This window comes from Iodobacter sp. CM08 (assembly GCF_033446605.1).
Classification (GTDB): Bacteria; Pseudomonadota; Gammaproteobacteria; order Burkholderiales; family Chitinibacteraceae; genus Iodobacter.
This window is the reverse complement of the sequence record NZ_JAWQUO010000012.1, coordinates 1-23,001: the sequence shown is the minus strand read 5'-3', so window position 1 is coordinate 23,001 and position 23,001 is coordinate 1. Positions and strand designations below refer to the sequence as shown.

The window sequence follows — 23,001 nt, the reverse complement described above, 5'->3', positions numbered from 1 at the left end:
AAACGATTATATCGGGTGGATTTTTAGCACGCAGCTTAGGATTCATAGCCCATTTTAGTGATAAGAAATGGGAGAGGTCATTAATGTGGCGACTGTTTTTTACACTACACTTTCATTTGCCAATGAAGTGATAAAATTTTATCAAATTGCATAACCTTACATACCACCAAGCCCACATTATTGCGGGCTTTTTTTTTTTGCCATCACCATCATTTTTATCTTTTAATTTTGTTATTTTGATAAGTATAGTTTTATTTTGTTTTTAACCTGTCAGGCTGTTTTTGTGTGTTAACTTTATGATTATTAATCATTTTGTTTTTAATTTATTATTGCTTGGCAGGTTAAGTTTGTGAGTATGCTTCTTATTTGGGATGGGATTAATTACACAAGTACGATTGTCTATATCTTTCATGTTCTAATGGTTTCTCTTACATATAAAAATATTTATACGTAATTGTACTGGAGAGCATGTGCATATGTTTAAGCCTAACATCCCGTTGCGCTGCCTGATTCCTTTCTCCTGCTTATTCTTGTTCGCTTGCGCTGCTGCGCCCCAAGCCGAGCAGCATGGCAATCCTTTGCCTGAGCAATTCCCTATGCAAGCCGATGCCACACCGCAAGCCGATGCAGTGGCTATGCCGGTCTGGAAAAACCTATTTGTTGATCCATATCTGCAGGCGCTGATTGCAAACGCGCTTACTTATAACGCGGATTTACAGGCATCTACTGCTCGTGTGGCAGAGGCTAAAGCGCTGTATGGCATACAAGATGCATCACGCTGGCCCACGGTTGGGGTGGGGGCGGAGGCGGGCCGTAGCCGTACTCCGGCGGATTTATCTTTGACTCGTAAGCCTTTGCTCAGCAATAAATTTCAGGTGGGCGTTAGTGTTGCTGCATATGAGCTGGATTTTTGGGGCCGTGTTAGCAGCCTGAATGATGCTGCGCTAGCGCAATTTTTGGCCACTAACGAAGCGAGGCAGGCTTTTCAAATTAGCTTGATTGCGCTGGTAGGCAATAGCTATTTGCAAAGCTTAGAGCTGTCTCAGCGAGTAGCACTGGCGCAGCAATCGCTGGCTAATCGGGAAGAATCACTGCGAATTATGCAGCGGCGGGTAGAGGTGGGTAGCGCTTCAGATTTAGTGCTGCGGCAAGTGGAAACGCTGGTGTTTTCTACCCGCAGCGAGCTGGCCGTATTGCAGCGTCAGCAAGCGCAAAATACCGCGCTGCTGGCCCAGTTAACGGGCCATGCCGCATTACCGATAGCGCCCCGCTTGCCCTTGACAGAGCAGGGCTTAGAGCGCGAGATTGCTGCTGGTTTACCGGCTAATCTGCTGCTGCAGCGGCCAGATTTACGCGCTGCAGAGCAAAAATTGCTGGCTAGCCGTGCCAATGTAAAAGCGGCCAGAGCGGCCTTTTTCCCCAGTATTACCTTAACTGGCATGGCGGGGATGGCGAGTAGTGATTTAAGTGATTTATTTAGCTCTGGTCAGCACGTCTGGAGCTTTGCTCCCCGTATTACTTTGCCTTTATTTGATGCTGGGCTTACTCAGCGCGGCTTAGATTTAGCCGAGGCGCGTAAGCATTTGGCGGTGGCCAGTTATGAAAGCACCGTGCGCACTGCTTTTCGTGAGGTTGCCGATGCATTGGCAGCGCAGCACTGGTTAAAAGTGCAGCTGGAGCAGCAAAACGGGTTGGTTAAATCCGAGGCTGATCGTGCACGCTTGGCTGAATTACGCTACGAGCAAGGCTCAGCGGCTTACTTAGAGGTGCTGGATGCCAAGCGGGCATTGTTTAGCGCCGAGCAAGTTCAGGTGCAGCTACAGCGGGCGCGTTTATCTAGCACGGTTGATCTTTATGTGGCCTTGGGTGGCGGTCAGGACGCGGCATTGCTGGCGCCTACTGAGTTATCTAATAAGGAAAAAAAATGAAAATAACATTAAAAAATGGCCTGATTTGTGCGGCAGTGGTGCTTGTGGTGGCGGTTTTAGCAGGGGCGGGCTGGTATATATGGCTTAGGGAGGATGATAAACCCAAAGATTTTGTGATGAGTAATGGCCGCCTAGAAGCCACGGAGGTGAATGTAGCCAGCAAAATGGCGGGCCGAATCCAAGAAATTCTGGTGAAAGAAGGGGATTTAGTCCAAAAAAATGATGTTTTGGCCAGAATGGATATGTCTTCTTTAAAAGCACAGCTGCTGCAAGCCCAAGCACAAGTGGCGAATGCGATCAGTGCCAAAGATACCGCGCTGGCGCAGATTGCTCAGCGTCATGCCGATGCGGCAATGGCGCAGGCCGTGCTGGTGCAGCGTCATTCAGAGCTAGATTTAGCCAGCAAAACCGCCGCACGCTCTAAGGCATTATTGGCGGAGCGGGCTACCTCGGTGCAAGAAGTAGACAACGATCAGGCCCGCGTTGAAAACGCAAAAGCCCTTGTTACCGTGGCAAAGTCGCAAATTACTACCGCTGAGGCGGGTATTCGTGCCGGTGAATCGCAAGTCAAGCAGGCTGAAGCGGGCATTGCCGCAGCAGAGGCTGGGGTGACGCGTTTGCAAAGTGATCTTGCCGATGGTGAATTGCGAGCGCCACTGGCAGGGCGGGTTCAATTTAGGGTGGCACAGCCCGGTGAAGTGGTGGGCAATGGCGGTAATGTGCTCAGTCTGATCGATTTAAGCGATGTTTATATGACCTTTTTTCTGCCAACCAATGTCGCCGGACGGGTGGCGCTGGGCACGGATGTGCGGCTGGTGCTAGATGCAGCAAAGCAATACGTGATTCCGGCCAAGGTTTCTTATGTGGCTAGCGTGGCGCAATTTACGCCCAAAACAGTAGAAACAGAAAATGAGCGTGAAAAACTTATGTTCAGGGTGAAAGCTAAAATTGCCCCTGATCTACTGCATAAGCACGTGGCTCAAGTTAAAACCGGTTTGCCCGGCGTGGCGCATGTGCAATTAAATGCCTCGCAACCGTGGGTGGCTGAACTAAAAGTTAATCTGCCATGACTACGCCTGCAGCTCCAGTTGCCCGTCTTAAAGGCCTGATTCATCGCTATGGTGAGACGCTGGCGGCTGATGATGTCACCTTGGATATTCCCGCTGGATGTATGGTGGGCCTGATTGGCCCTGATGGGGTGGGTAAATCAACTTGGCTGGGGCTCATTGCTGGCGCGCGCAAGATTCAGCAAGGTGAGATTGAAGTGCTGGGCGGTGATATGCGCAGCGCCAGCCACCGCCGCGAGGCATGCAGCCTGATTGCTTATATGCCTCAGGGGCTGGGTAGAAATTTATATCCCACTTTATCTGTCTTTGAAAACATCGATTTCTTTGGCCGCCTATTTGGGCAACCCCGCTCTGAGCGTAAACAGCGGATTGAAAAACTACTTGCTAGTACAGGTTTGGCTGATTTTGCCGATCGCCCCGCTCAAAAACTATCCGGCGGTATGAAGCAAAAGCTGGGCCTTTGTTGCGCACTGATTCATGATCCTGATTTATTGATTTTGGATGAACCAACCACGGGGGTTGATCCTTTGTCTCGCCGGCAGTTTTGGGAGTTAATCGCAGAAATTCGTGAGCAGCGACCAACAATGAGCGTGATGGTTGCTACTGCCTATATGGAAGAAGCCGAGCAATATGATTGGCTGGTGGCGGTAGACGATGGCAAGGTTTTAGGCACTGGTAGCCCAGCAGAATTACGTGAGCGGACCAAAACAGATACGCTGGAAGCGGCCTTTTTGGCGATGTTGCCAGAAGAAAAGCGCCACGGCCATCAGAAGCTGGTTATTCCGCCCCGCCCAGAGGATATGCACGATATTGTGATTGATGCCAAGGGCTTGCAAATGCGCTTTGGTGATTTTATTGCCGTAGACGATGTCACCTTGCAGGTAGAGCGTGGCGAGATTTTTGGTTTTTTGGGTTCAAACGGCTGCGGCAAGTCCACCACTATGAAAATGCTGACGGGCTTGTTGCCGCCTAGCAAGGGCTCTGCCAGCTTGCTGGGGCAGCAAATTGACGCCAGTAATATTGAAACCCGCCGCCGCGTGGGTTATATGTCGCAGGCCTTTTCGCTTTACAGCGAGCTAACGGTCGAAAAAAATCTGCAATTACACGCAAAATTATTTCATCTGCCAGAAGGCGAGGTTGCCGACCGCTTGGCAGAGCTAAGCCGTGATTTTGGCTTGGAATCCGTGCTTAAGCAGTTTCCTGAAGATTTGCCGCTGGGTATTCGCCAGCGTTTACAACTGGCCGTGGCGGTATTGCATCGGCCGGATGTTTTAATTTTAGATGAGCCAACTTCTGGGGTAGACCCAATTGCGCGTGATCAATTCTGGGCCTTAATGATTGATTTGGCGCGCAAAGACGGCGTGACTATTTTTATTTCTACCCACTTTATGAATGAAGCAGAGCGCTGCGACCGGATTTCCATGATGCACGCGGGCAAGGTGCTCGATAGCGGAACACCCGCTGAGCTAGTCGAAAAACGCGGTGCAGAAAACCTAGAAGACGCCTTTATTGGCTATCTAGAAGAAGCATCGGGCGTTGCCAAGAAGGCTCCCGAAGCATCCGGTACTGAAGCAGCACCCACTTCTAAACCAGAAATTACTTCCGGGGCAGAAGCCACTTCAGAGGCAAAAACCGCTTCTAAAGCAGAAGCCACGACTAAGGCAGACGCGACTCCTAAGTCAGAGGCGACACCTAAGGCAGAGACGACACCTAAGGCAGAGGCGACACCTAAGGCAGACGCGACTCCTAAGTCAGAGGCGACACCTAAGGCAGAGACGACACCTAAGGCAGAGACGACACCTAAGGCAGAGACGACACCTAAGGCAGAGGCGACACCTAAGGCAGAGGCGACACCTAAGGTAGAGGCAACTTCTAAGCCAGAAATTACGTCTGGGGCAGAAGCCACTTCAGAGGCAAAAACCGCTCCTAAAGCAGAAGCTACTCCCTCTGCAGGAGCAGAGAAAAAAGATGCAGCCCGCAAAATACCGCCACGCTTTAGTCTTGGCCGCTTGCTCTCTTATAGCTCAAGGGAGGCGGTGGAGCTGCGGCGTGATCCTGTGCGTCTAACTATGGCCTTGATTGGCTCCTTATTACTGATGCTGGTGATGGGCTATGGGATCAGCATGGATGTGGAAAACCTTAACTTTGCGGTGCTGGATCAGGATCAGAGTGAAGCCAGCCAAGATTATATTTTGCGCATTGCGGGCTCTAGATATTTTATTGAGCGGCCAGCATTGCAAAGCCAAGAGCAGATGATGGAGCGCATGCGTTCGGGGGAGCTGGCGCTGGCCATTAATATCCCTCCCAATTTTGGCCGAGATTTAGCCAATAGGGCGCATCCAGAGGTGGGTATTTGGATTGATGGCGCGATGCCGATGCGGGCTGAAACGGTAAAAGGCTATGTGCAGGCGATGCATCTGAGTACGTTAAGCGATTGGGCGCTCAGTGTAACGGGCCAAGCACCCAAGAGCCTGTCTAACGTGCAGGTGCGCTTTAGATATAACCCAGAGCTGCGCAGCTTAGTGGCGATGGTGCCCAAGGTGATCCCGCTATTGTTGGTGTTTATTCCTGCCATGCTGATGGCGCTTGGTGTGGTTAGGGAAAAAGAGCTGGGCTCTATTATGAATGTCTACACCACGCCAGTGACCAAGCTCGAGTTTTTGCTGGGCAAGCAACTGCCCTATATCTTGCTATCCACTATGAGCTTTTTCCTGATGTTTTTATTGGCGATTACTTTGTTTCAGGTGCCATTTAAAGGCAGTTTTTTAACCCTGCTTAGCGCCACCTTGCTGTATGTTACGGCCGCAACTGGCTTGGGTTTATTGGCCTCTACTGTTACAAATAGCCAAGTGGCCGCGATTGCGGTTGCCACTATCGGCACCATGATTCCGGCTATTCAATACTCTGGCATGATTGATCCGATTTCTTCTTTGCAAGGCTTGGGCGTGCTGATTGGTAAAATTTATCCAACCTCGTATTACTTGACCATTAGCAGCGGCACCTTCTCTAAAGGGCTGGGGTTTACTGAATTAAGTAGTGCTTTCTTTTCGCTGATGCTGATTATCCCCGTACTGACATTGGCCTCTGTCTTGCTGTTGAAAAAGCAGGGGAAATAGCCAAAATGAATAAATTTTCTACTCGTATGAGTAATATCTTTCACCTTGGCATTAAAGAGTTTCATAGCCTTTTACATGATATGGCGATGCTGGTGATGATCGTGTTTATGTTTACGGCCAGTATTTATTTAGATGCGCGGGCCAAGCCGGATTCGCTAAATCATGCGGCGATTGCCGTGGTAGATGAAGATCAGTCACAGCTTTCACTGCGTTTGATTGATGCCATGCAAGATCCTTATTTCCGTAAACCGATACTGCTCTCCCCTGGGGAAGTGGATCAGGGCATGGATTCTGGGCGGGATACCTTTGTATTAAATATCCCTCCCAATTTTCAGCGCGATGTGGTGGCAGGGCGGATACCGGTGCTGCAGCTGAATGTGGATGCTACTCGGCAAAGCCAAGCCTTGATTGGTTCGGCCTATATTCAGAAAATTCTAAATGATGAAGTGCTCAATTTTGCGAGGCACGATCAGCCAGGTGCTCCGGCGCTGCCTGCCGAGTTGACCATTCGCGTATTATCTAATCCCAATTTGCATTCATCTTGGTTTGGCAGCATTACGGCCATTATTAATAATGTTACTTTGCTATCAATTATTTTAAGTGGTGCGGCGCTGATTCGTGAACGTGAGCATGGCACCATTGAGCATTTACTGGTGATGCCGGTTACCCCGCTGGAAATCATGCTTTCTAAGGTTTGGTCGATGGCTACGGTGGTGCTGATCGCCTCGATTTTTGCCTTGCAGATTATGGTAAAAGGCGTGCTGGATGTAACGGTCAATGGCTCTGGGTTGCTGTTTGCTATGGGTACGCTGGTGTATTTATTTGCCACTACCTCTATCGGTATTTTTATGGGCACGCTGGCCCGCACTATGCCGCAATTTGGCCTGATGGCTATTCTGGTGCTGCTGCCGCTGCAAATGTTGTCTGGTGCGGTTACCCCAAGGGAAAGCATGCCACAAATGGTGCAATGGATTATGTCCTTAACCCCAACCGTGCACTTTGTGGCGCTGGCTCAGGCTATTTTATTTCGCGCCGCCAATTTATCGGTCATCTGGCCACAATTGCTCGCCATTATTGCAATTGGCCTTTGTTTCTTTTTGTTAGCGCATTACCGCTTGCGCAAAACATTGGGGTCGATGTAGCCAGATTGTATGGGCTGCGTTTTTTATCTTGCTGCGTAACATCAGCTATTTAATCTATTTCCGGTAAATTCAGCATCCCTGTATGGAAATTGTATTCATATACCTCGCCATAGCGGCCCCACTCCACGGCGATATCCAGCACTTGCTTGGCTTCGTCTTCGGCTAAGAATTCTTCTAGTAAACGCAGGAATGGCTCTTCTGCAAGCTCACCAGACTCTTCTTTTTCTAGGCTGTGGCGGATACGTGCGGCTAGTGCTACGTGCTGCAGTAGTTGCTGGCCAAATATCTCTTTGCGCGTAGCCTGATCGGCTTGGCTGTAATGCTGGCCTAAAACGGTTAAATGAATATCGCCTTCGGCAATATGCACCAGATCTAGCAGGCGTAAGGCTTCGTAAATTGGGAATAAATCTTCATCCAATAGGCCCGCTTCGGTGGCCAGTTTTGGTAAATCGGCATGGCCGTGGAAAGGCTCGTCCGCCAGCATTTCCAGTAGGCCTTCTATCTGGCTGATTTCTGCATCTGGTAGGCGATAGCCCGGATGTGCCGCGTGCATCTGGCTGCTGGCTGTGGCTTCTTGCGGCTCGGCGGAGCTGGTCATCAGGTTATAAACTTCGTCGATCAAGGCCCGCACTTCAGGCGAATCTTCTGAGCGATTACGCGGTAAATTAACTTTAATTTCAGCCCGTACTCGGCCTGGGTCGCTAGAGAAAATCAAGATGCGGTCGGCCATCATGACGGCTTCTTCGATATTGTGTGAAACCACCAAAATGCCTTTCATTGGGGTTTGCTTGTCTTCCCACAGCTCCAGCATATCGTTTCTGAGTGTTTCGCCCGTTAGTACATCCAGCGCAGAAAAAGCTTCGTCCATGAGCAATACATCGGGCTTCATGACCAGTGCGCGGGCAATCCCCACGCGTTGCTTCATCCCGCCGGATAGCTCTCTGGGTAGCGCGCCCTCAAAGCCCGCTAGGCCGATCAGCTCAATAGCCGCTTCGGCTTCTTTGGCCCGCACCGCTTTGGCAATGCCTTGCGCTTCTAAGCCTAGCTCTACATTTTGCTGCACTGTTAGCCAAGGAAATAGCGCAAAAGACTGAAACACCATCGCAATGCCGCGTGCGGGGCCAAATAGCGGGTGGCCTCGGTATAGCACTTCGCCTTTATTGGCGGGCAGTAGCCCTGCAATAATCCGCAGCAGGGTGGATTTGCCAGAGCCAGATTTACCCAGCAGCGCAACAATCTCGCCCTCGTACAGGGTAAAGTCGACGTTCTCTAAGACCACTCGCTCAGAGCCATCGGCAGTACGAAAATGCTTATTAACGCCGCGAAGTTGAATCAGTGCTTGGTTCATAGCTTTACCTGTTTATTCATTGTTGTTTTGTTGAGTGCTTGTGCAAAATTTTTACGACAAGACGATACAACGATGCAAGAAAATTTTTACCGGTCTACTAGTAACTCATTTTTTCTTCGGCAATGGCATAGAGCTTGCGCCAAACAAAGCGGTTAAAGGCCATTACAAAGCAGCACATCACGCTAATGCCCAGCGCAATTCTGGGGAAGTCACCAGTGGCGGTCATTTCGGCAATATAGCTACCTAGGCCGGTGGCGGTAAGCGTGGTGTCCCCCCAGCTGACGTACTCTGCCACGATGCTGGCATTCCATGAGCCGCCAGAGGCCGTAATAGCCCCCGTTACAAAGCTTGGAAAAATGGCCGGTAATAAGAAGCGCTTCCAGCGTAGCCAGCGGGATAAACCCAAATTATCTGCGGCATAGCGCAGCTCGCCAGGGATGGAGCTGGCCCCAGCAATCACGTTAAATAAGATATACCACTGCGTGCCAAACACCATTAAAGGGCTTAGCCAGATTTCTGGATTAAGCTTAAATTTAACCAAGCCCAACACCACAATTGGGAACATCAGATTGGCCGGAAAAGCCGCCATAAACTGCGCCACCGGTTGCAGGCGCGCCGCATATTTGGGGTTTAAGCCCACCCACACCCCAATAGGCACCCAGACGATCGAGGCTAAAACAATCAGCACAGATACCCGCAGCATGGTTAGGCAGCCTAGCCAGAATACCCGCCCAACCTCATGCCAGCCGACTTCTGCATGAACAAATACGGCTATTTTCCAGCAGGCAAACAAAGCCAGCGCGGCGATGATGGCATCCCCCACGCGCTCTGCCTTGGGGTTGATTGCCTTGGGGCGGGCCAAGATGGACGTGCCGTCGTAGGGTTTTTTAAACAGCAATAGGCCGCGCTCTAAAAACGCCACCGCCCAGTGGCTAAAGTTTTGCACGGCATTGGTTCGGCGCATTAAGGTGAGTAACCAAGACTGTGGCTCATCCTCGCTGCTAGATTGCTCAAACTTAAATTTATTGGCCCATGCAATCAGCGGGCGAAATAGGAGTTGATCGTAAATCAGAATGCCAATCAGCATGGCCAAAATAGCCCAGCCAATGGCGTTCATATTCTGTTGAGAAATAGCCAGTGCAATATAAGAGCCAATGCCTGGCAATTTAATATTTTGATTTGAAACAGATATTGCCTCAGAAGCCACTACAAAAAACCAGCCGCCAGACATAGACATCATCATATTCCACAATAAGCCAGGCATCGCAAATGGCAGCTCTAGCCGCCAAAACCGCTGCCAAGTCGATAAGTGAAATATTCTAGCCGCTTCTTTTAATTCAGATGGCACCGTGCGCATGGATTGATACAGGCTAAATGCCATATTCCAAGCTTGCGATGTAAAAATCGCAAAAATAGCCGCGCATTCAACGCCTAATAAATTGCCTGGAAATAAAGCAATAAAGCCGGTAACGGTAATAGATAAAAAACCCAATACCGGAATTGATTGCAAGATATCTAGCGCAGGCACCATGACTTTCTCGGCCATGCGATAGCGGGCGGCAATCACTGCAAATGCAAAACTAAAGAGTAGCGATAAGCCCAGTGCCATTAGCATGCGTAAAGTAGTGCGCAGCAGGTAATAGGGCAAATAGCTGGGCTCTAGTGAAATAGCCAGTGGCGTACCAATATGGTAAGGCGTGGCCATTTGCGACGCACCAAATGCCATCAAAATAATCAGTGCAATAATTAGCGGCAGAATCAGCCAATCCCAGCGATTGGGCTGCACGCCACGCTGCCAAGCTTGGCTGGAAAGTTGTGAGTGATCCATGCGCGCTATCCACAAAAAAGACCCGTATCTTTACCCTGACGAAAAAGGTCGTAAGGAGATGCGGCGGTGCGATTATCACCCTTTTCTACGCTAACTTTGTGCTTTTTTTGTTACCAAAAATGAGGGTATTCGCGTATGGATAATGAGCTTGGATCTGATTGCGCCATGCGGTTGGAATTGAAGGCAGGCGATTGCGCTAAAGCATGGCCGCGTAGGGAGGGCAACCCGCGTTTTTTTCAATATTACTCGCGGGTTACACCCGCCCTACAAATGGCAGATTGCTTAAGTTGATAGGATTGGGTGGGGGGGGCTGGAGTTATGGATTGTTTGTTATTGCAAATGGTAGTGTTAATTAATGGCTTGCATTAATAATTAGGTTTTAGTGGCATATCAGCAAATGCCAAGCGCAAAAAAGCCCTGATTAATCAGGGCTTTAGTGGGGCTTCTTGGCGGAGAGAGGGGGATTCGAACCCCCGACAGGTTTTCACCTGTGGCCGCTTTCCAGGCGACTAACTTAAACCACTCATACATCTCTCCGCGAGAAGAGGCCGAATAATACTCAATCCCCAGTGGATGCGCAAGTGCTAATGGCGTTTATTTTTATATTATTATTGCTAATAGCCCAATGAGGGGAGATTCAATTCAATTAATCATTATTAAATCAATGGGCTATGTGGAGAGAGGGGCTTTAAAATTTTTAAGGGCAGTATTTATTTTAAGTGCAGGCCTCTGGTGTTTTGCTTGAAATGATTGGCATAGGGTGGGGTTGTTTGTTTAATCAGCGGCTGCCACTGCGTGATTTAATGCTGCATTTATGATCTTTTGAGTGGGCGTCATATTTGTTTAGCGCTGTGCATGCCTATACTCCACGATTTAGCCCAATAAAATGCTGCAATTTGGCGAGGATTTCTGAGCGGGCAACTGGGGGGATGATGTTATCGTCGTTAAGTAAAATTTGCTCTTCAGCTTGGCGTTTGACTAGCACTTCAGAGAAAACGCCTGCTAGCTCGGGACGGGATAGCAGAATGTGTTGGAAAGATTCTTTATCTATGCGATAGCACTCTACATTGCTGCTAACTACCACGGTGGCGCGGATGGCCTCGCCAGTCATTAATCCCATCTCCCCAAAAAAGCTGCCAGGCCCTAGCTGGGCCAGTAATTTGCGCTCCCCCCTAGTGGGCTGCACCCAAGCTTCGGCTTCGCCCTTGATGATGATATACAGCCACTCTACTTTCTCGCCTTGGCGTATCATCACGTCCCCCGCCACATAGGGGGTAAAGCGCAGTTTATCGGCGAGAGTTTGTAGCTCTTCTTCTTTTAGTGAGGCCAGTAATTCTAGCTTTTGCAGTACGGCTAGCCGCTCTTGGGTGTGTTGTTTGTGCCGGCCTTCAAAGTAGCGCTCGTTTTCTTGGGTGACAAATACTTTGTACTGCGGGGCGGCTAAGCGCAGGCTGTTGCGGCGTAATACGGCATCGATCAAGGTGCGGATTTGCGAATCGGTGGGATCGTCATTTTGCAAATCGGTGAGCCAATAGCGGGCGGCGTAGCGGGCATTGCCTTTTTCTACATTCATTAATAGGCAGGAGGGCGGCGGGTCTTGCGCCACATTAGGCGGGGCGGCTTCGCGGATGGCGGTTTCAATCAGTAGCATCACTTGGGTGGGCAGGGTATCTAGCCCCACTTCAAACCAAATCCAGCGCCGCCACGCCAGTGGTTTATCAACTCGCTTACCAAGTAGCTGAAACTGGCCTTTCATTAGCATACCGTTGGGGATCATCACGGTTTCGCCATTACGGGTTTCAACCCGCGTGGCGCGCCAAGATAAATCAATTACTCGCCCGGTTAACTCCCCTAGCCGAATCCAGTCGCCTTGTTCGATCGAGTTATCGAGGTGTAGTGCCAGCCCCGCTAAAATATTGCCCAGCGTGTCTTGCATGGCAAAGGCCAGCACGGCGGTAATGACCGCTGATGTGGTGACCAGCTGTCCTAGTTCTAAACCTGCCAGATGTAGGCGATAAAACACCCAGCCTATCATGGCGATGGCTTCTAGCAGGTCTTCCAGAATACGGGGTGGGTAGAGGTGGCAAAAAGGCGCAATCAGCTGAAATAACAGCATGCCCCAATAGCGGATGATGGCAAAGCCAAGAATCACCATGGCGGTTTCGTGTAAGGCTTTGGCTGGGCTGCTGAGGTTGTAGTTGGTGAGTTGTTGGCTGGTGTAGAGGCCGATGCCGCTAAAAACCAGCAGCAAAACGGTATTGATTAAACGTCGACGACTGGTGCGTACACGGTAATAAAGCAAACCGCCAAGAATAAGGCTGATGAGCAAAAAATAAATTTGTAGCTGTAAGTCAGAAGGCGGGGTGAAACCATTCATCGCAATACTCCAGCTTCAAGGAGGCTTTCCTTGTTTGTAGCCTTTGATTGCGAAAATACCTAGGGGATACAGGGCACGGCATGCCGTGCCCCTGCATGTATTACAGCCTTACACAATCCATAAAGTAGCGGGTTTCGCCGCTGCTCTTATCTGCTACCAAGCCGTGGATATAGGTTTCAAACCCTGGGAAGCGCTGGTTAAAATCGCGGGCAAATTTGAGGTAATCAACAATCGTCTTGTTAAATACTTCGCCTGGAATTAATAGCGGAATGCCTGGCGGGTATGGAGTCAGCATCACGGCGGTGATACGGCCTTCTAACTCGTCGATGGCGACGCGGTCGATCTCGCGGTGCGCCATTTTGGCGAAAGCCTTGGCAGGCTTCATTGCCGGTTCCATATTGGATAAATACATATCGGTCGTCAGTCGTGCTACATCATGGGAGCGATAAATGCCGTGGATTTGCTGACACAGATCTTTAAGGCCAATGCGCTCGTATTGCGGATATTGGGCAATAAATTTCGGCAGAATGCGCCATAGCGGGGCATTTTTATCGTAATCGTCTTTGAATTGCTGTAAGGCGGCCACGAGGGTGTTCCAGCGGCCCTTAGTAATGCCGATGGTAAACATAATAAAGAAGGAATAAAGGCCGCACTTCTCAATCACCACACCGTGCTCAGCCAAATACTTGGTGATAATGCTGGCTGGAATCCCTTCGTCAGAGAATTTGCCGTCTAAATCTAAGCCCGGAGTCAGAATGGTGGCCTTGATCGGGTCGAGCATATTAAAGCCGTCGGCGATATCGCCAAAGCCGTGCCAGTTGTCGCCAGATTTCAGCATCCAAGCATCGCGGTGATCCAAGCCTTCATCGGTTAGATCATCTGGGCCCCACACGGTAAACCACCATTCGTCACCGTATTCTTCGTTCACTTTGCGCATGGCACGGCGGAAATCCAGTGCTTCAACCAAGGATTCTTCAACCAGAGCGGTGCCGCCTGGTGCTTCCATCATGGCCGCTGCCACATCGCAAGAGGCAATGATGGAGTATTGCGGGCTGGTGGAGGTGTGCATTAAGTAAGCTTCGTTAAATAAATCACGATCTAGCTTACGGTTTTCTGGGTCTTGAATCAGAATCTGCGAAGCTTGGCTTAAGCCTGCCAGTAGTTTATGCGTGGATTGGGTGGAGAACACCATCGATTCTTTGCAGCGTGGGCGGTCTTCGCCAATGGCGTGGTAATCACCGTAAAACTCGTGGAAAGCGGCGTGTGGCAGCCAAGCTTCATCAAAGTGCAAGCTGTCGATTTCGCCATCGAGCATGCCTTTGATTTCTTCGACGTTATACATAATGCCGTCGTAGGTTGACTGAGTAATGGTCAGAATACGTGGCTTGAAATTAGGATCGGCCAGTAGTTTTTCGCGCGCGAAGGGATTATCCATCATCTTTTTACGGATGTTTGCTGGCTCGAATTCGCTTTTTGGAATCGGGCCGATAATGCCGTAATGATTGCGGGTTGGCATCAAAAATACCGGCACCGCGCCCATCATCATGATGGAATGCAGAATCGATTTGTGGCAGTTACGGTCTACTACCACCACATCACCTGGGGCCACGGTGGAGTGCCAAACAATTTTGTTGGAGGTGGAGGTGCCGTTGGTCACAAAGAATAAGTGGTCGGCATTAAAAATGCGTGCAGCGTTGCGCTCGGAAGCGGCAATCGGGCCGGTATGATCCAGCAATTGGCCTAGTTCTTCTACCGCATTACACACGTCGGCACGCAGCATGTTTTCGCCAAAGAATTGGTGAAACATTTGCCCAACCGGCGATTTTAGGAAGGCCACGCCACCGGAGTGCCCTGGGCAGTGCCAGCTATAAGAGCCGTCTTGGGCGTAATTGGTGAGTGCGCGGAAAAACGGCGGGGCCAAGGTATCTAGATAGCTCTTGGCTTCGCGGATAATATGGCGCGCCACAAATTCCGGTGTGTCTTCGTGCATATGAATAAAACCGTGTAATTCACGCAACACATCGTTAGGGATGTGGCGTGAAGTGCGGGTTTCACCATAGATATAAATGGGGATGTCGGGATTGCGGCGGCGAATCTCTGCCACAAAGCTGCGCAGGCTGGTGAGCGCTTCGTGGGTTTCTTCGGCGGAGCCGCCACCAAATTCTTCATCATCAATCGATAAAATAAAACCGGAAGCACGGCTTTGCTGCTGGGCGAAGGAGGTTAGATCACCGTAGCTGGTGTAACCCACTACGTCTCTGCCCTCGGCCTCAATGGCCGCCGCTAATTCACGAATACCGGAACCACTGGTGTTCTCGGTGCGGAAATCTTCATCGATGATGATGATGGGAAAGTAAAAACGCATGGGCAAAATCCTTGCAAACGCACAAACAGTACAAAGGACGGCAAAGCCGGAAAGGCGCGTATATTAATCCTAAAATGCTTCACTATGTGACCAAAAATGAAAACAATTACCGTGTGTGTAAATCGACGTTTAAGTGGGCAAGCATCTTGTGCGGCCAGAGGCAGCGAAACGCTGGCGCAAGCCTTAGAAAACATAGCTTTAAGCCAGCCGGATTTACGCATTATGCGCCTGCCTTGTATGGGCGCTTGCGAGGAGGGGCCAAATGTAAAAGTAGTCGGCGGCGACTTGTATCACGGCGTGACGTTAGCCATGTTGCAGAAGATTTTGCAGGAGATGGATGCCATGTAGGGGCATGCTGTCGCTTATTTAACTGAGGTTACGCGCAAGGTGTGTCGTCCACGAAAAACACTAAGTAAGCCAAGCTCAATTTTCTTGTATTTTAAACAGGCTAAAAAGGCATCATCCCCGAGTGTTTTTATCGGGGATCCATCCGCGTAGCTGGATTCCCGCCTACGCGGGAATGACGCTGCTGATTGGTTCTGATGAGGTCTTTTTTTCAAACAAAGCCATGTATGACAGCCAATATGCTGTAGGGGCGCTGCTTGCTGCGCCCTGTTTGGCGAGGGCGCAGCAAGCAGCGCCCCTACGAGTCAACAAAAAATAAGCATAAGACAGCATCAGCTTGTTTTTAATAAGTGATTTTAATTGATAGGTATGTGAATAAAGCGGTGGCAATACATCATCTCAACCGTTCGTGCTTTTAGTGTTTTTCGTGGACGACGTATTTTTTGCTCTTGCTGCGTAACATCAGTTATTTAAGTTGCTGAGTTCAACATCCGCCAATTTTTTTCCATAATCCCTGTGCGGCATCTGGTGTGATCGGGCTGGCGGGGCAGCCGCTCTCCATGGTGCATTGATACAGGGCATTGCCCGATTTAGCCCATGCGCCCCAGAGTAAATCTTTGCTGGCGCTCCATGCATAATCGCAGGCGTCGGTGGGAGGGCTGGGTAAGTCGCCAAGGGATGACCAGTTGATTTGGCTGCTGAGGCTGATGTATTGCTTATCGCCAAAGCTGTCTTTCCAGTCTAAGACTACTTGCACCGCTCTTTCTACTTGATACAGCTTTTGTGGGTCGGGCAGGGTAGCGGCGGAAGGGGGATTTTTTGCAATGGGCGGGCAGCCGTAATCTGGAGGTGTTTTGGCAGGGCTGCTGATGTCCTTGATTAAACTAATTCGGCGGTATTCGGTGGCTTTGCGCACAATGTTTTCTAATTCGGCTTGATCATTGCCAGCGCTGCCGCTCACCGTAATGCCCCCTACTATGGGGCTGCGGCGTGGGCAAAGATTGCTTTGCCGTAGTTTTTCTAATTTATCTTGGGCTAAAAACAGCGCTTCATTCCGGCTTTGCGCGATGCTATTGTTTTTGATGGCATTGCTCTGCAGTGCATTAAGTGCCAAGGCGGCAATGCCGATCAGCAGCACGGTGATCAGCACTTCTATGAGCGAAAATCCAGCATGCTTTAGCATTTGCCTTCTCCACAGAAGTCATGCCAGCTGCCCAGCTTATTGCCGCTTAAATTGCCCCCTGAATTGGCCCCAATAAACATACGCTCATCGTAGGCCACATTGATCGATCCTAGTGAGCCAGAGCCAGGGTTGTGTGCGCAAGCGCCATAGAGGCAATCGCCTGATCTACTATCAAAAACCCCGTTTTTAACCCCTTCAATATCGCCATTTACTGCCATTGCCCCTAGTATTTGTAGGCTGCCATAAAGGTGATTGGTAAAGAGCATGCCATTAATTAAGGTGCTGTCAGAAACCGTGTTACCTCCTGGCCCATTGGCCGTAAGTGCATTGGCCGCACTGCCACCCACTACCACGATGGTAGGCGCAAAGCGTGGGTAGCTGCTGCCAATTTCGCAGTTTGAAGGGGGAGTAAAATTGCCATTAATCCAAATTAGCCCAGCAGCTTTGGGGCATTCAGTCACGGTATCGCTCCCTAGCGGGGGATTGTATTGACTGGCTTGGGCTTTAAAATCGGCAGGGCTCATGCCAAAGAGGGCATTAAAGAGTTGCAAATGAGATAGCTTGGCCAAAGGGGTGTTATTGGTGCTATCGGGCGTAAGTGGTGCACCCCAATAAGCAAAATCACCACCTGTCGACACATTACATGCTGGTTTGGGCTGGCCTGAATTAGGATCTAGGCTCATCGAGCCACTCATATCAATATGGCCTTTTACCGTGAGTGCAATTTTTTTAGGATTAAATATTGCCGTACGCGGTAAATCAAAGCCACGGCGCACCACCGCAGCGGTTTGGTCATTCGCAATATCAGCACAAAAAGGGCCTTTAGTGCTTTTGACATCCACACAGCCCTCGCTGCTGACAATGCCGTTGGCTAAATCCACGGTGCTGCGCCATGCCGTGCTGTCGGTATTAATGCTTTGAGCGTCTAATTTTTGAAATAGGCTGGTGGTTTTATTGGAAAAAACCTGATTGTTTCTTTTAAATTGCTCAGAATATTCATAGCTATCACCATTGTTACTTATATCATCCCAGCCACAGTTTTTAGCATTAGGCGCTGCTATTGTGGATGTGGATTTTTTTAAAATAAGGCCATCGTAATTGCTGTTGGAATTAATGGCCTCAATATCTTTACGCATCTGCAATAGAGTGGCTTGCGCACCCGCCTCTGCGGCTTCAAAGGCTTGTGTTTGCTGATAATGATTGACCGATGTTTTTTGAAATAAATAGCTGTTTTTATTGGTAGACAGCACAAAAATGGTCGCTATTAAAGTAAGAATCAAGGTAACAGCCAGTGCCGCAATGCCTTTTTCTGATGCTAAATAGTCGTGCATGCTTTCCTCTTTAGTCTGATTCCTATCCATCTGAGCGAAATGTTTTCTGTAAGGCGGGAAAATCCCGCTAGCGATGTTGAATCAATGTGGGCTTTCTAATGTATTTTCCTATAAATACAGGTGAATCATTTATTTATTGTAAAAAAGGACGATTACGCAATTGTATGTCTTGATTTAAATGTATTTGTAATTTACCTGCATTATCAGTGGCCTCTAGATCAATGTCTAAATTAGTAATCACCTCTTTGATCTCTGTACCTACTTTTTCAAACGCACGGTAGGGAGTAATGCTAAATTGGGTAATGAGCATATTGCGATTACTATTTAATTCTTGCCATGTGCCATCATCGCATCCACTGGCATTGTTTGATGTGAGCATTTTAATAAAGCCTTTGCCATCTGCTGATGCGGTATATTGAAAGCCATGTGTGTCTTTATCTGGAAAATCAGGGTTATGGTAACGATATAATAGACAAGTCTTATTCTTGCTGTAATCCAGTAACCAAATTTTACGCATATTAGGCATTTGTTCTTCAAGCGGATGATAGCCTGCGCGGCGTAGGTCTCGGCTAATTAAAGCCAAGATAGCTTGCGCATCTTCTTGCAAAATAATACTGCGCTGGGTATCTGTACTGGTAAATAAATGCGTAAGGGATAAGCTGGAGATCTCTGCCAAAAGTAATAGCCCTATTGCCGTTGCAATCATCATCTCAATTAAAGACAAGCCTCGTTGCTGATAAATATTTATACGCATTCTGCATATCCGCCAAAAGTAATACTGCCCTTAGGGCGGCAAAGCGTAGATAAGCCGGTGGCGGTAATTTGTAATTGCAGCTGGTATTGTCCAGATTGAAAGCTAATAAATTGTAGAGTGGTGAAATTAGGTAGGCCATTATAATTATGGAATTTATTTTCTTTAATGGCATCGCTAAGTGCAATTAATTCTACGCCTTTATGCTCAGTGGCTTGTTGCTGGCGTAACAAAGTGCTGCCTTCTTGGCATGCATTAATTGAGCAAACCGCCAGTGACCAATCGGTGTTGCTAAGTCGTTTTGCCATATAAAAAACAGCTGGGCTATGCACCCCACCATATTTAACGGCGGTACTGCGAGCAAATAGCCAATCATTTTGCGCTTGCAGTGCCGCACTTTGCAGACGATAGCGCTGCATCATGCCGGTAAAGCTGGGGATGGCAATGCCTAACACAATGCCTAATACGAGCAGCGTGACCAGAAGCTCGATAAGGGAGAAGCCCCGCTTGGGGTAAAATAGAGTAGGGAGCATGGTGGTGCTAAAGGTAGGACGTCAGTCTTTATAGACTAAGTCAACGCAGGATGGGGGGCTGAGCCTGATTATATACTGGCGGATATAAGCGGGGAGTGTTGCAGCCTAGCGCGGATAGCCATCAAAACGATAAGCCGCACGTTTTGATGGCCATATAGGCTTTAAAGGTAACGAACCCAACGCACCTGAGGGGCGACTGGGGCCGTGCCAGGAGTGCCGGGCTTGATGACCCCTGTGCCTGGCCTGAAATTAGGCGGTAGTTTTTTTAGATCAATTGTGGTGCTGTTTTTGATGATATTTGAAGACTTATCACCACGCGCTTGCGCTTTAATATAGCCATGTAGGGTTACTGATCCACCATACTCCGCATCGGTGCCATATAGATTGCCCGCCCACACATTGCCAAATATTTCATTGGTATTTAGAAATGCAATATTGCCACCTTCATAGGTTTTATTATCTATCTTATTAAGGCTGCCTGCCATGGCTGAAAAATTACCAATACCGCCATCAATTTCGCTATCCCATGAGTTTGTTGTATTGGTAGAGCATAGCTGAGAGGGTTTAAGGCCAAAGTCGGTATCATTGCAATAGCCTTGAGGGGCATAGCGTGTTCCATTTTGCATGCCAGAAAAAGCCGCATAATTAGGGGAGTAAATTTGAGCTTCTCTGCTTTTAAAGGTTAAAGTTGCAATAAAGGTATTGTAATAAGTGCCTTTAGCAATGACATTTCCTTCAAACCAAACAATGCCAGGTGCAATATTTTTTACTGTTTTGTCTGTGGCTTCGAGCGTCCATGTTTTTAAGCTGGCATCGTATTTAATACCGCTCGCTGTAAGTGCAATTTGATTGCTTTCGGCATCAAGGCCAATACAATTGGCGTTGGGTATTAGTTTTGTACCGCAAAGAAAATAATCACCGTCAGCGATGCCCGTTACACGTTTTACTTGTACTTTAATTTTATTATCTCTATCCACGGTAAAGGCGTAATTAGCTAGGCTTTTATAATCATAGGCATTAAAAGCTTCATCGCTATTTATTTCTACCATAGGGATATTCACAACTAAACCGCTTACTTCGCGAACATTTGGGGTTGTTACCCAGTTTGCTGCTGTTTTATTGATTGGGTTTTTAACTTTGTCATATTTAGGTTTGTTTGTACTGCCATTATAGCCATTGGCTGTATCAAATTGAGTTAATGTTTGGATCGTATATCCCACTATGGCGGGGTCAAAAATTTTAGTAGCGTACCCCGCTGTTGGGCTCAATTTTGCATCACCAGTGATGATAAGTGTTTGGCCTACTAATAAATCATGCACTGTGCCTGCTTGAACTGTGAGGTCTTGATTTGTTGCTGCATAAATAATGTCTTTTGAACTTTTATGAACAATATTACCCCTCGCCAGTACCGCATCTGCGCGGGTACTGCCAGACATCGTTACATTGCCGTTTGCATGAAGTAGCCCGTAATCGCTGCTAGATTCGACATTAATATTGCCTGTAGCACGAATAACGGTAGGGTCAGAATCTGAGGTGGTAATGGAATTAGATTTTAAATCGACATCGCCTTTAACAATGATTTCAAAATTACTGATATCACCCTCAAAAATTTTAATATCACCACTCATTTTTAAATCGCCTTCAATACTTACTCCTGAAAGTAGGCGGGGTGGGGTGGGGGGGGAGCCTGGGGTAATCACGATATTTGCGGCGAGACGAGAGCTGGCTGCCAGCGGAGTGCCTGTTGCCGCACTGCCGGTTACTGTAATACTAAATTGAGTGGGATTGGTGGTGGGCAGGGCGCTGGTCACTTGTAATGCAATATTGTTTACACCCGTAAGGGTAATGGTTTGTACGCCGCCTGCCGTGGCGGTAGCAAGCGCTTGCAGCTGGGCAGATGTCATGTTTGCAAACACAGATTGCGCAATATCTAAGCCTTGCCACGCCCGCATCTGCGCCTGAGTACTGGCCAGCGCCGTGCTTTGCTGCTCTTGCATGCCTTTAACGTAGAAGTGGCCGCCTAAAACGGTTGCGGTTAAGGCCATACCCACAAACAGCAAAATGAGGATGGTGGCCATACCTTGTTGGTTTTTTTTCATGGTGCAGTCACTAAATTAGATAGGCAGCTTTGAGAGTTCACTTGAATCTCATTGGCATTGTTTGAGCTAATCAGCACGGTGGCGCGGCCTCCGCTGCTATAGCCAAACTGGGTGCAATTGGCGACGGTGCTTAAGGTAAAGCTAAACGTGCCCTTAGTGTCCTTAGTGCCCTTAGTGTCCTTAGTGCTCTTAGAGGCTAAAGCTCTGGAGGTAGTCCAAATCGGGCCGCTCCAATCGCTAATATTTGTGCAGTTAACTGGGCCAAGTAGCAGCAAGCCTTGAGTGGCATTGGAGATGAGAGCAGAGCATTGTGTCGTGCCCGAGGTGTTGAATCGCCATATCAATGCATTGGCATTGGCTCCGCCTACCGTGCCGCTGAGGGTGTTGCCCGCTAAGCTGGCCCCGCTTAAGGCGATGATATTGCTACTTACGGCTGCGTTGTTAATGCCAAAGCCCGCATCTTGCAATAGCAAAGGGGCGATAGTCATGGCGCTGCTGCGCTCGCCATCCTGAACGCTCATTTGCTTGGTGTTGATAGAAATGCCGATGGAGTGGCGATACATATTTAGCATCGCCACTGCGCTGATTAAAGAAATGGTCACACCAACCATTAAGCTAATCAGTGAAATACCTGCTTGGTTTTTAATTGAGGGAGATAACACCATCGCCCCCAAGTAATGCTTTATTGCTGCCGTTTGCTTGCGTTTTCAATATGGTGTTCGTAATGACGGTATCTTTAGCAATGGTGATGGTTTGCCCTGCAACGGTGGCGGTGACTGGATTGCGCTCACAGGTGGCTGTGATATCCACACGATTGCCTGCAACTGTAATGGGGGCAGCCGTGGTGCAAAGGTTACTTATCCCCGCTGTTTGCGCTTGTTGGCGTAGTTGAAACAAAGCCATATTCAGCATGGAGCTGTTTTTTTGTGCGACAGATGTTTTGGCCACTAAATAGGTTTGGCTGATCATCATTACAGAAAGTAAAACAATCGAAACCAAGGCCTCGATGAGCGCTTCACCTTTTTGATTATTAAACGAGGGAGCCGGCAATTTGGTCTCCTTTTTCAGTAATGGAAAAATTAAGTTGGGCAGCACTGAGCCCATTACGGTCGAAGCTAATTGTGACATCTGCCGCATTATTGATAGTGACAGCACTCCTTTTGGCAAAGGACCCTGTCCATAGGGTATTGCTGGCATCGCATGCGGTATTGCCCGGGCAAATAGCGACTTGCGTTCCGGTGATTTGCAAGGTGGCTGTGGTGCCATTAGCTGCAGTGGCGTTTCTAATCGCCAATGCCTTGGCTTTGCTATGCGCTAGCTTTAACACGCTTTCGGATTTTTGCAGATCACTGGAAACCAGCCAGCTTGAGCCTAATGAAACGGCTGCTAGCATTAGCATGATAAAAATCACCAGCGTGATCATCAGTTCAATTAGGCTAAAACCCGCTTGCTTACCAGTTAGTGAAGGCTCTGTCTGCATTAATAGTTGAAAAGGATATTTTTTCCTATCGCCTGCTCAATCCCTGATTTTGCCGTGATATTTTGGCCTGCGCGGTCTAACCATCGCCGCCAGCCTAAATAGCTTTCC

The 23,001-nt window shown here is 48.7% G+C and carries 17 protein-coding genes and 1 tRNA gene; 5 read left to right on the top strand and 13 right to left on the bottom strand.

Features of this window, described 5'->3' with window-relative positions:
- The first annotated feature begins 476 nt into the window (after nt 1–476).
- Genes R6242_RS08470 through R6242_RS08455 form a run of 4 tightly spaced genes read left to right on the top strand, consistent with a single transcriptional unit; the run spans nt 477 to nt 7,253 of the window.
- Nucleotides 477–1,928: an efflux transporter outer membrane subunit gene (locus R6242_RS08470; RefSeq protein ID WP_318426003.1), complete on the top strand. Its 1,452-nt coding sequence runs from the start codon at nt 477–479 to the stop codon at nt 1,926–1,928.
- Nucleotides 1,925–2,998, top strand: coding sequence for an HlyD family secretion protein (locus tag R6242_RS08465; protein ID WP_318426001.1), 1,074 nt, complete (start codon nt 1,925–1,927; stop codon nt 2,996–2,998). The genes R6242_RS08470 and R6242_RS08465 overlap by 4 nt, the downstream gene beginning before the upstream one ends.
- Entirely contained in the window at nt 2,995–6,111 is a 3,117-nt protein-coding gene (locus R6242_RS08460) for an ATP-binding cassette domain-containing protein (protein ID WP_318425999.1), read from the top strand. Before R6242_RS08465 ends, R6242_RS08460 begins: the two co-directional genes overlap by 4 nt.
- A 5-nt stretch (nt 6,112–6,116) precedes the next feature.
- Nucleotides 6,117–7,253 (top strand): ABC transporter permease, encoded by a 1,137-nt coding sequence (locus R6242_RS08455; protein ID WP_318425996.1) that lies wholly within the window; start codon nt 6,117–6,119, stop codon nt 7,251–7,253.
- Between the two features lie 49 nt (nt 7,254–7,302).
- On the opposite strand, the gene R6242_RS08450 is transcribed toward R6242_RS08455, so the two are convergent.
- The 5 genes from R6242_RS08450 to R6242_RS08430 form a co-directional block, all read right to left on the bottom strand.
- Complete coding sequence (locus tag R6242_RS08450; protein ID WP_318425994.1) at nt 7,303–8,601, bottom strand: nitrate/sulfonate/bicarbonate ABC transporter ATP-binding protein; 1,299 nt, start codon at nt 8,599–8,601, stop codon at nt 7,303–7,305.
- Nucleotides 8,602–8,698: 97 nt separating this feature from the next.
- The gene (locus R6242_RS08445; RefSeq protein ID WP_318425992.1) at nt 8,699–10,429 is read right to left on the bottom strand and encodes an ABC transporter permease subunit; all 1,731 of its coding nucleotides are present in this window, start codon (nt 10,427–10,429) and stop codon (nt 8,699–8,701) included.
- 447 nt (nt 10,430–10,876) lie between these two features.
- Nucleotides 10,877–10,966, bottom strand: a tRNA-Ser gene (locus R6242_RS08440).
- 322 nt (nt 10,967–11,288) lie between these two features.
- Complete coding sequence (locus R6242_RS08435; protein ID WP_318425990.1) at nt 11,289–12,806, bottom strand: mechanosensitive ion channel family protein; 1,518 nt, start codon at nt 12,804–12,806, stop codon at nt 11,289–11,291.
- 100 nt (nt 12,807–12,906) lie between these two features.
- Nucleotides 12,907–15,171, bottom strand: coding sequence for an arginine/lysine/ornithine decarboxylase (locus R6242_RS08430; RefSeq protein WP_293935883.1), 2,265 nt, complete (start codon nt 15,169–15,171; stop codon nt 12,907–12,909).
- A gap of 96 nt (nt 15,172–15,267) precedes the next feature.
- On the opposite strand from R6242_RS08430, the gene R6242_RS08425 reads away from it, so the two are divergent.
- A complete protein-coding gene (locus R6242_RS08425) occupies nt 15,268–15,519 on the top strand; it encodes a (2Fe-2S) ferredoxin domain-containing protein (RefSeq protein WP_318425988.1) in 252 nt (83 codons plus the stop codon).
- A 481-nt stretch (nt 15,520–16,000) separates the two neighbouring features.
- Here R6242_RS08425 and R6242_RS08420 read toward each other — a convergent pair whose 3' ends face one another.
- From R6242_RS08420 to R6242_RS08385, 8 genes are all read right to left on the bottom strand, one after another.
- Complete coding sequence (locus tag R6242_RS08420; protein ID WP_318425986.1) at nt 16,001–16,699, bottom strand: prepilin-type N-terminal cleavage/methylation domain-containing protein; 699 nt, start codon at nt 16,697–16,699, stop codon at nt 16,001–16,003.
- A complete protein-coding gene (locus R6242_RS08415) occupies nt 16,693–18,030 on the bottom strand; it encodes a pilus assembly PilX N-terminal domain-containing protein (protein ID WP_318425983.1) in 1,338 nt (445 codons plus the stop codon). The genes R6242_RS08420 and R6242_RS08415 overlap by 7 nt, the downstream gene beginning before the upstream one ends.
- 133 nt (nt 18,031–18,163) lie before the next feature.
- The gene (locus R6242_RS08410; RefSeq protein ID WP_318425981.1) at nt 18,164–18,784 is read right to left on the bottom strand and encodes a PilW family protein; all 621 of its coding nucleotides are present in this window, start codon (nt 18,782–18,784) and stop codon (nt 18,164–18,166) included.
- Nucleotides 18,775–19,314, bottom strand: a complete 540-nt coding sequence (locus tag R6242_RS08405; RefSeq protein ID WP_318425979.1) for a Tfp pilus assembly protein FimT/FimU — start codon at nt 19,312–19,314, stop codon at nt 18,775–18,777. Before R6242_RS08405 ends, R6242_RS08410 begins: the two co-directional genes overlap by 10 nt.
- A 161-nt stretch (nt 19,315–19,475) precedes the next feature.
- On the bottom strand, nt 19,476–21,413 hold the full coding sequence (locus R6242_RS08400) for a hypothetical protein (RefSeq protein ID WP_318425978.1): 1,938 nt from the start codon (nt 21,411–21,413) through the stop codon (nt 19,476–19,478).
- Nucleotides 21,410–22,078, bottom strand: a complete 669-nt coding sequence (locus R6242_RS08395; protein ID WP_318425977.1) for a hypothetical protein — start codon at nt 22,076–22,078, stop codon at nt 21,410–21,412. Before R6242_RS08395 ends, R6242_RS08400 begins: the two co-directional genes overlap by 4 nt.
- On the bottom strand, nt 22,056–22,463 hold the full coding sequence (locus R6242_RS08390) for a hypothetical protein (protein ID WP_318425975.1): 408 nt from the start codon (nt 22,461–22,463) through the stop codon (nt 22,056–22,058). The genes R6242_RS08395 and R6242_RS08390 overlap by 23 nt, the downstream gene beginning before the upstream one ends.
- The gene (locus tag R6242_RS08385; RefSeq protein ID WP_318425973.1) at nt 22,444–22,893 is read right to left on the bottom strand and encodes a type II secretion system protein; all 450 of its coding nucleotides are present in this window, start codon (nt 22,891–22,893) and stop codon (nt 22,444–22,446) included. The genes R6242_RS08390 and R6242_RS08385 overlap by 20 nt, the downstream gene beginning before the upstream one ends.
- Between the last annotated feature and the right edge of the window lie 108 nt (nt 22,894–23,001).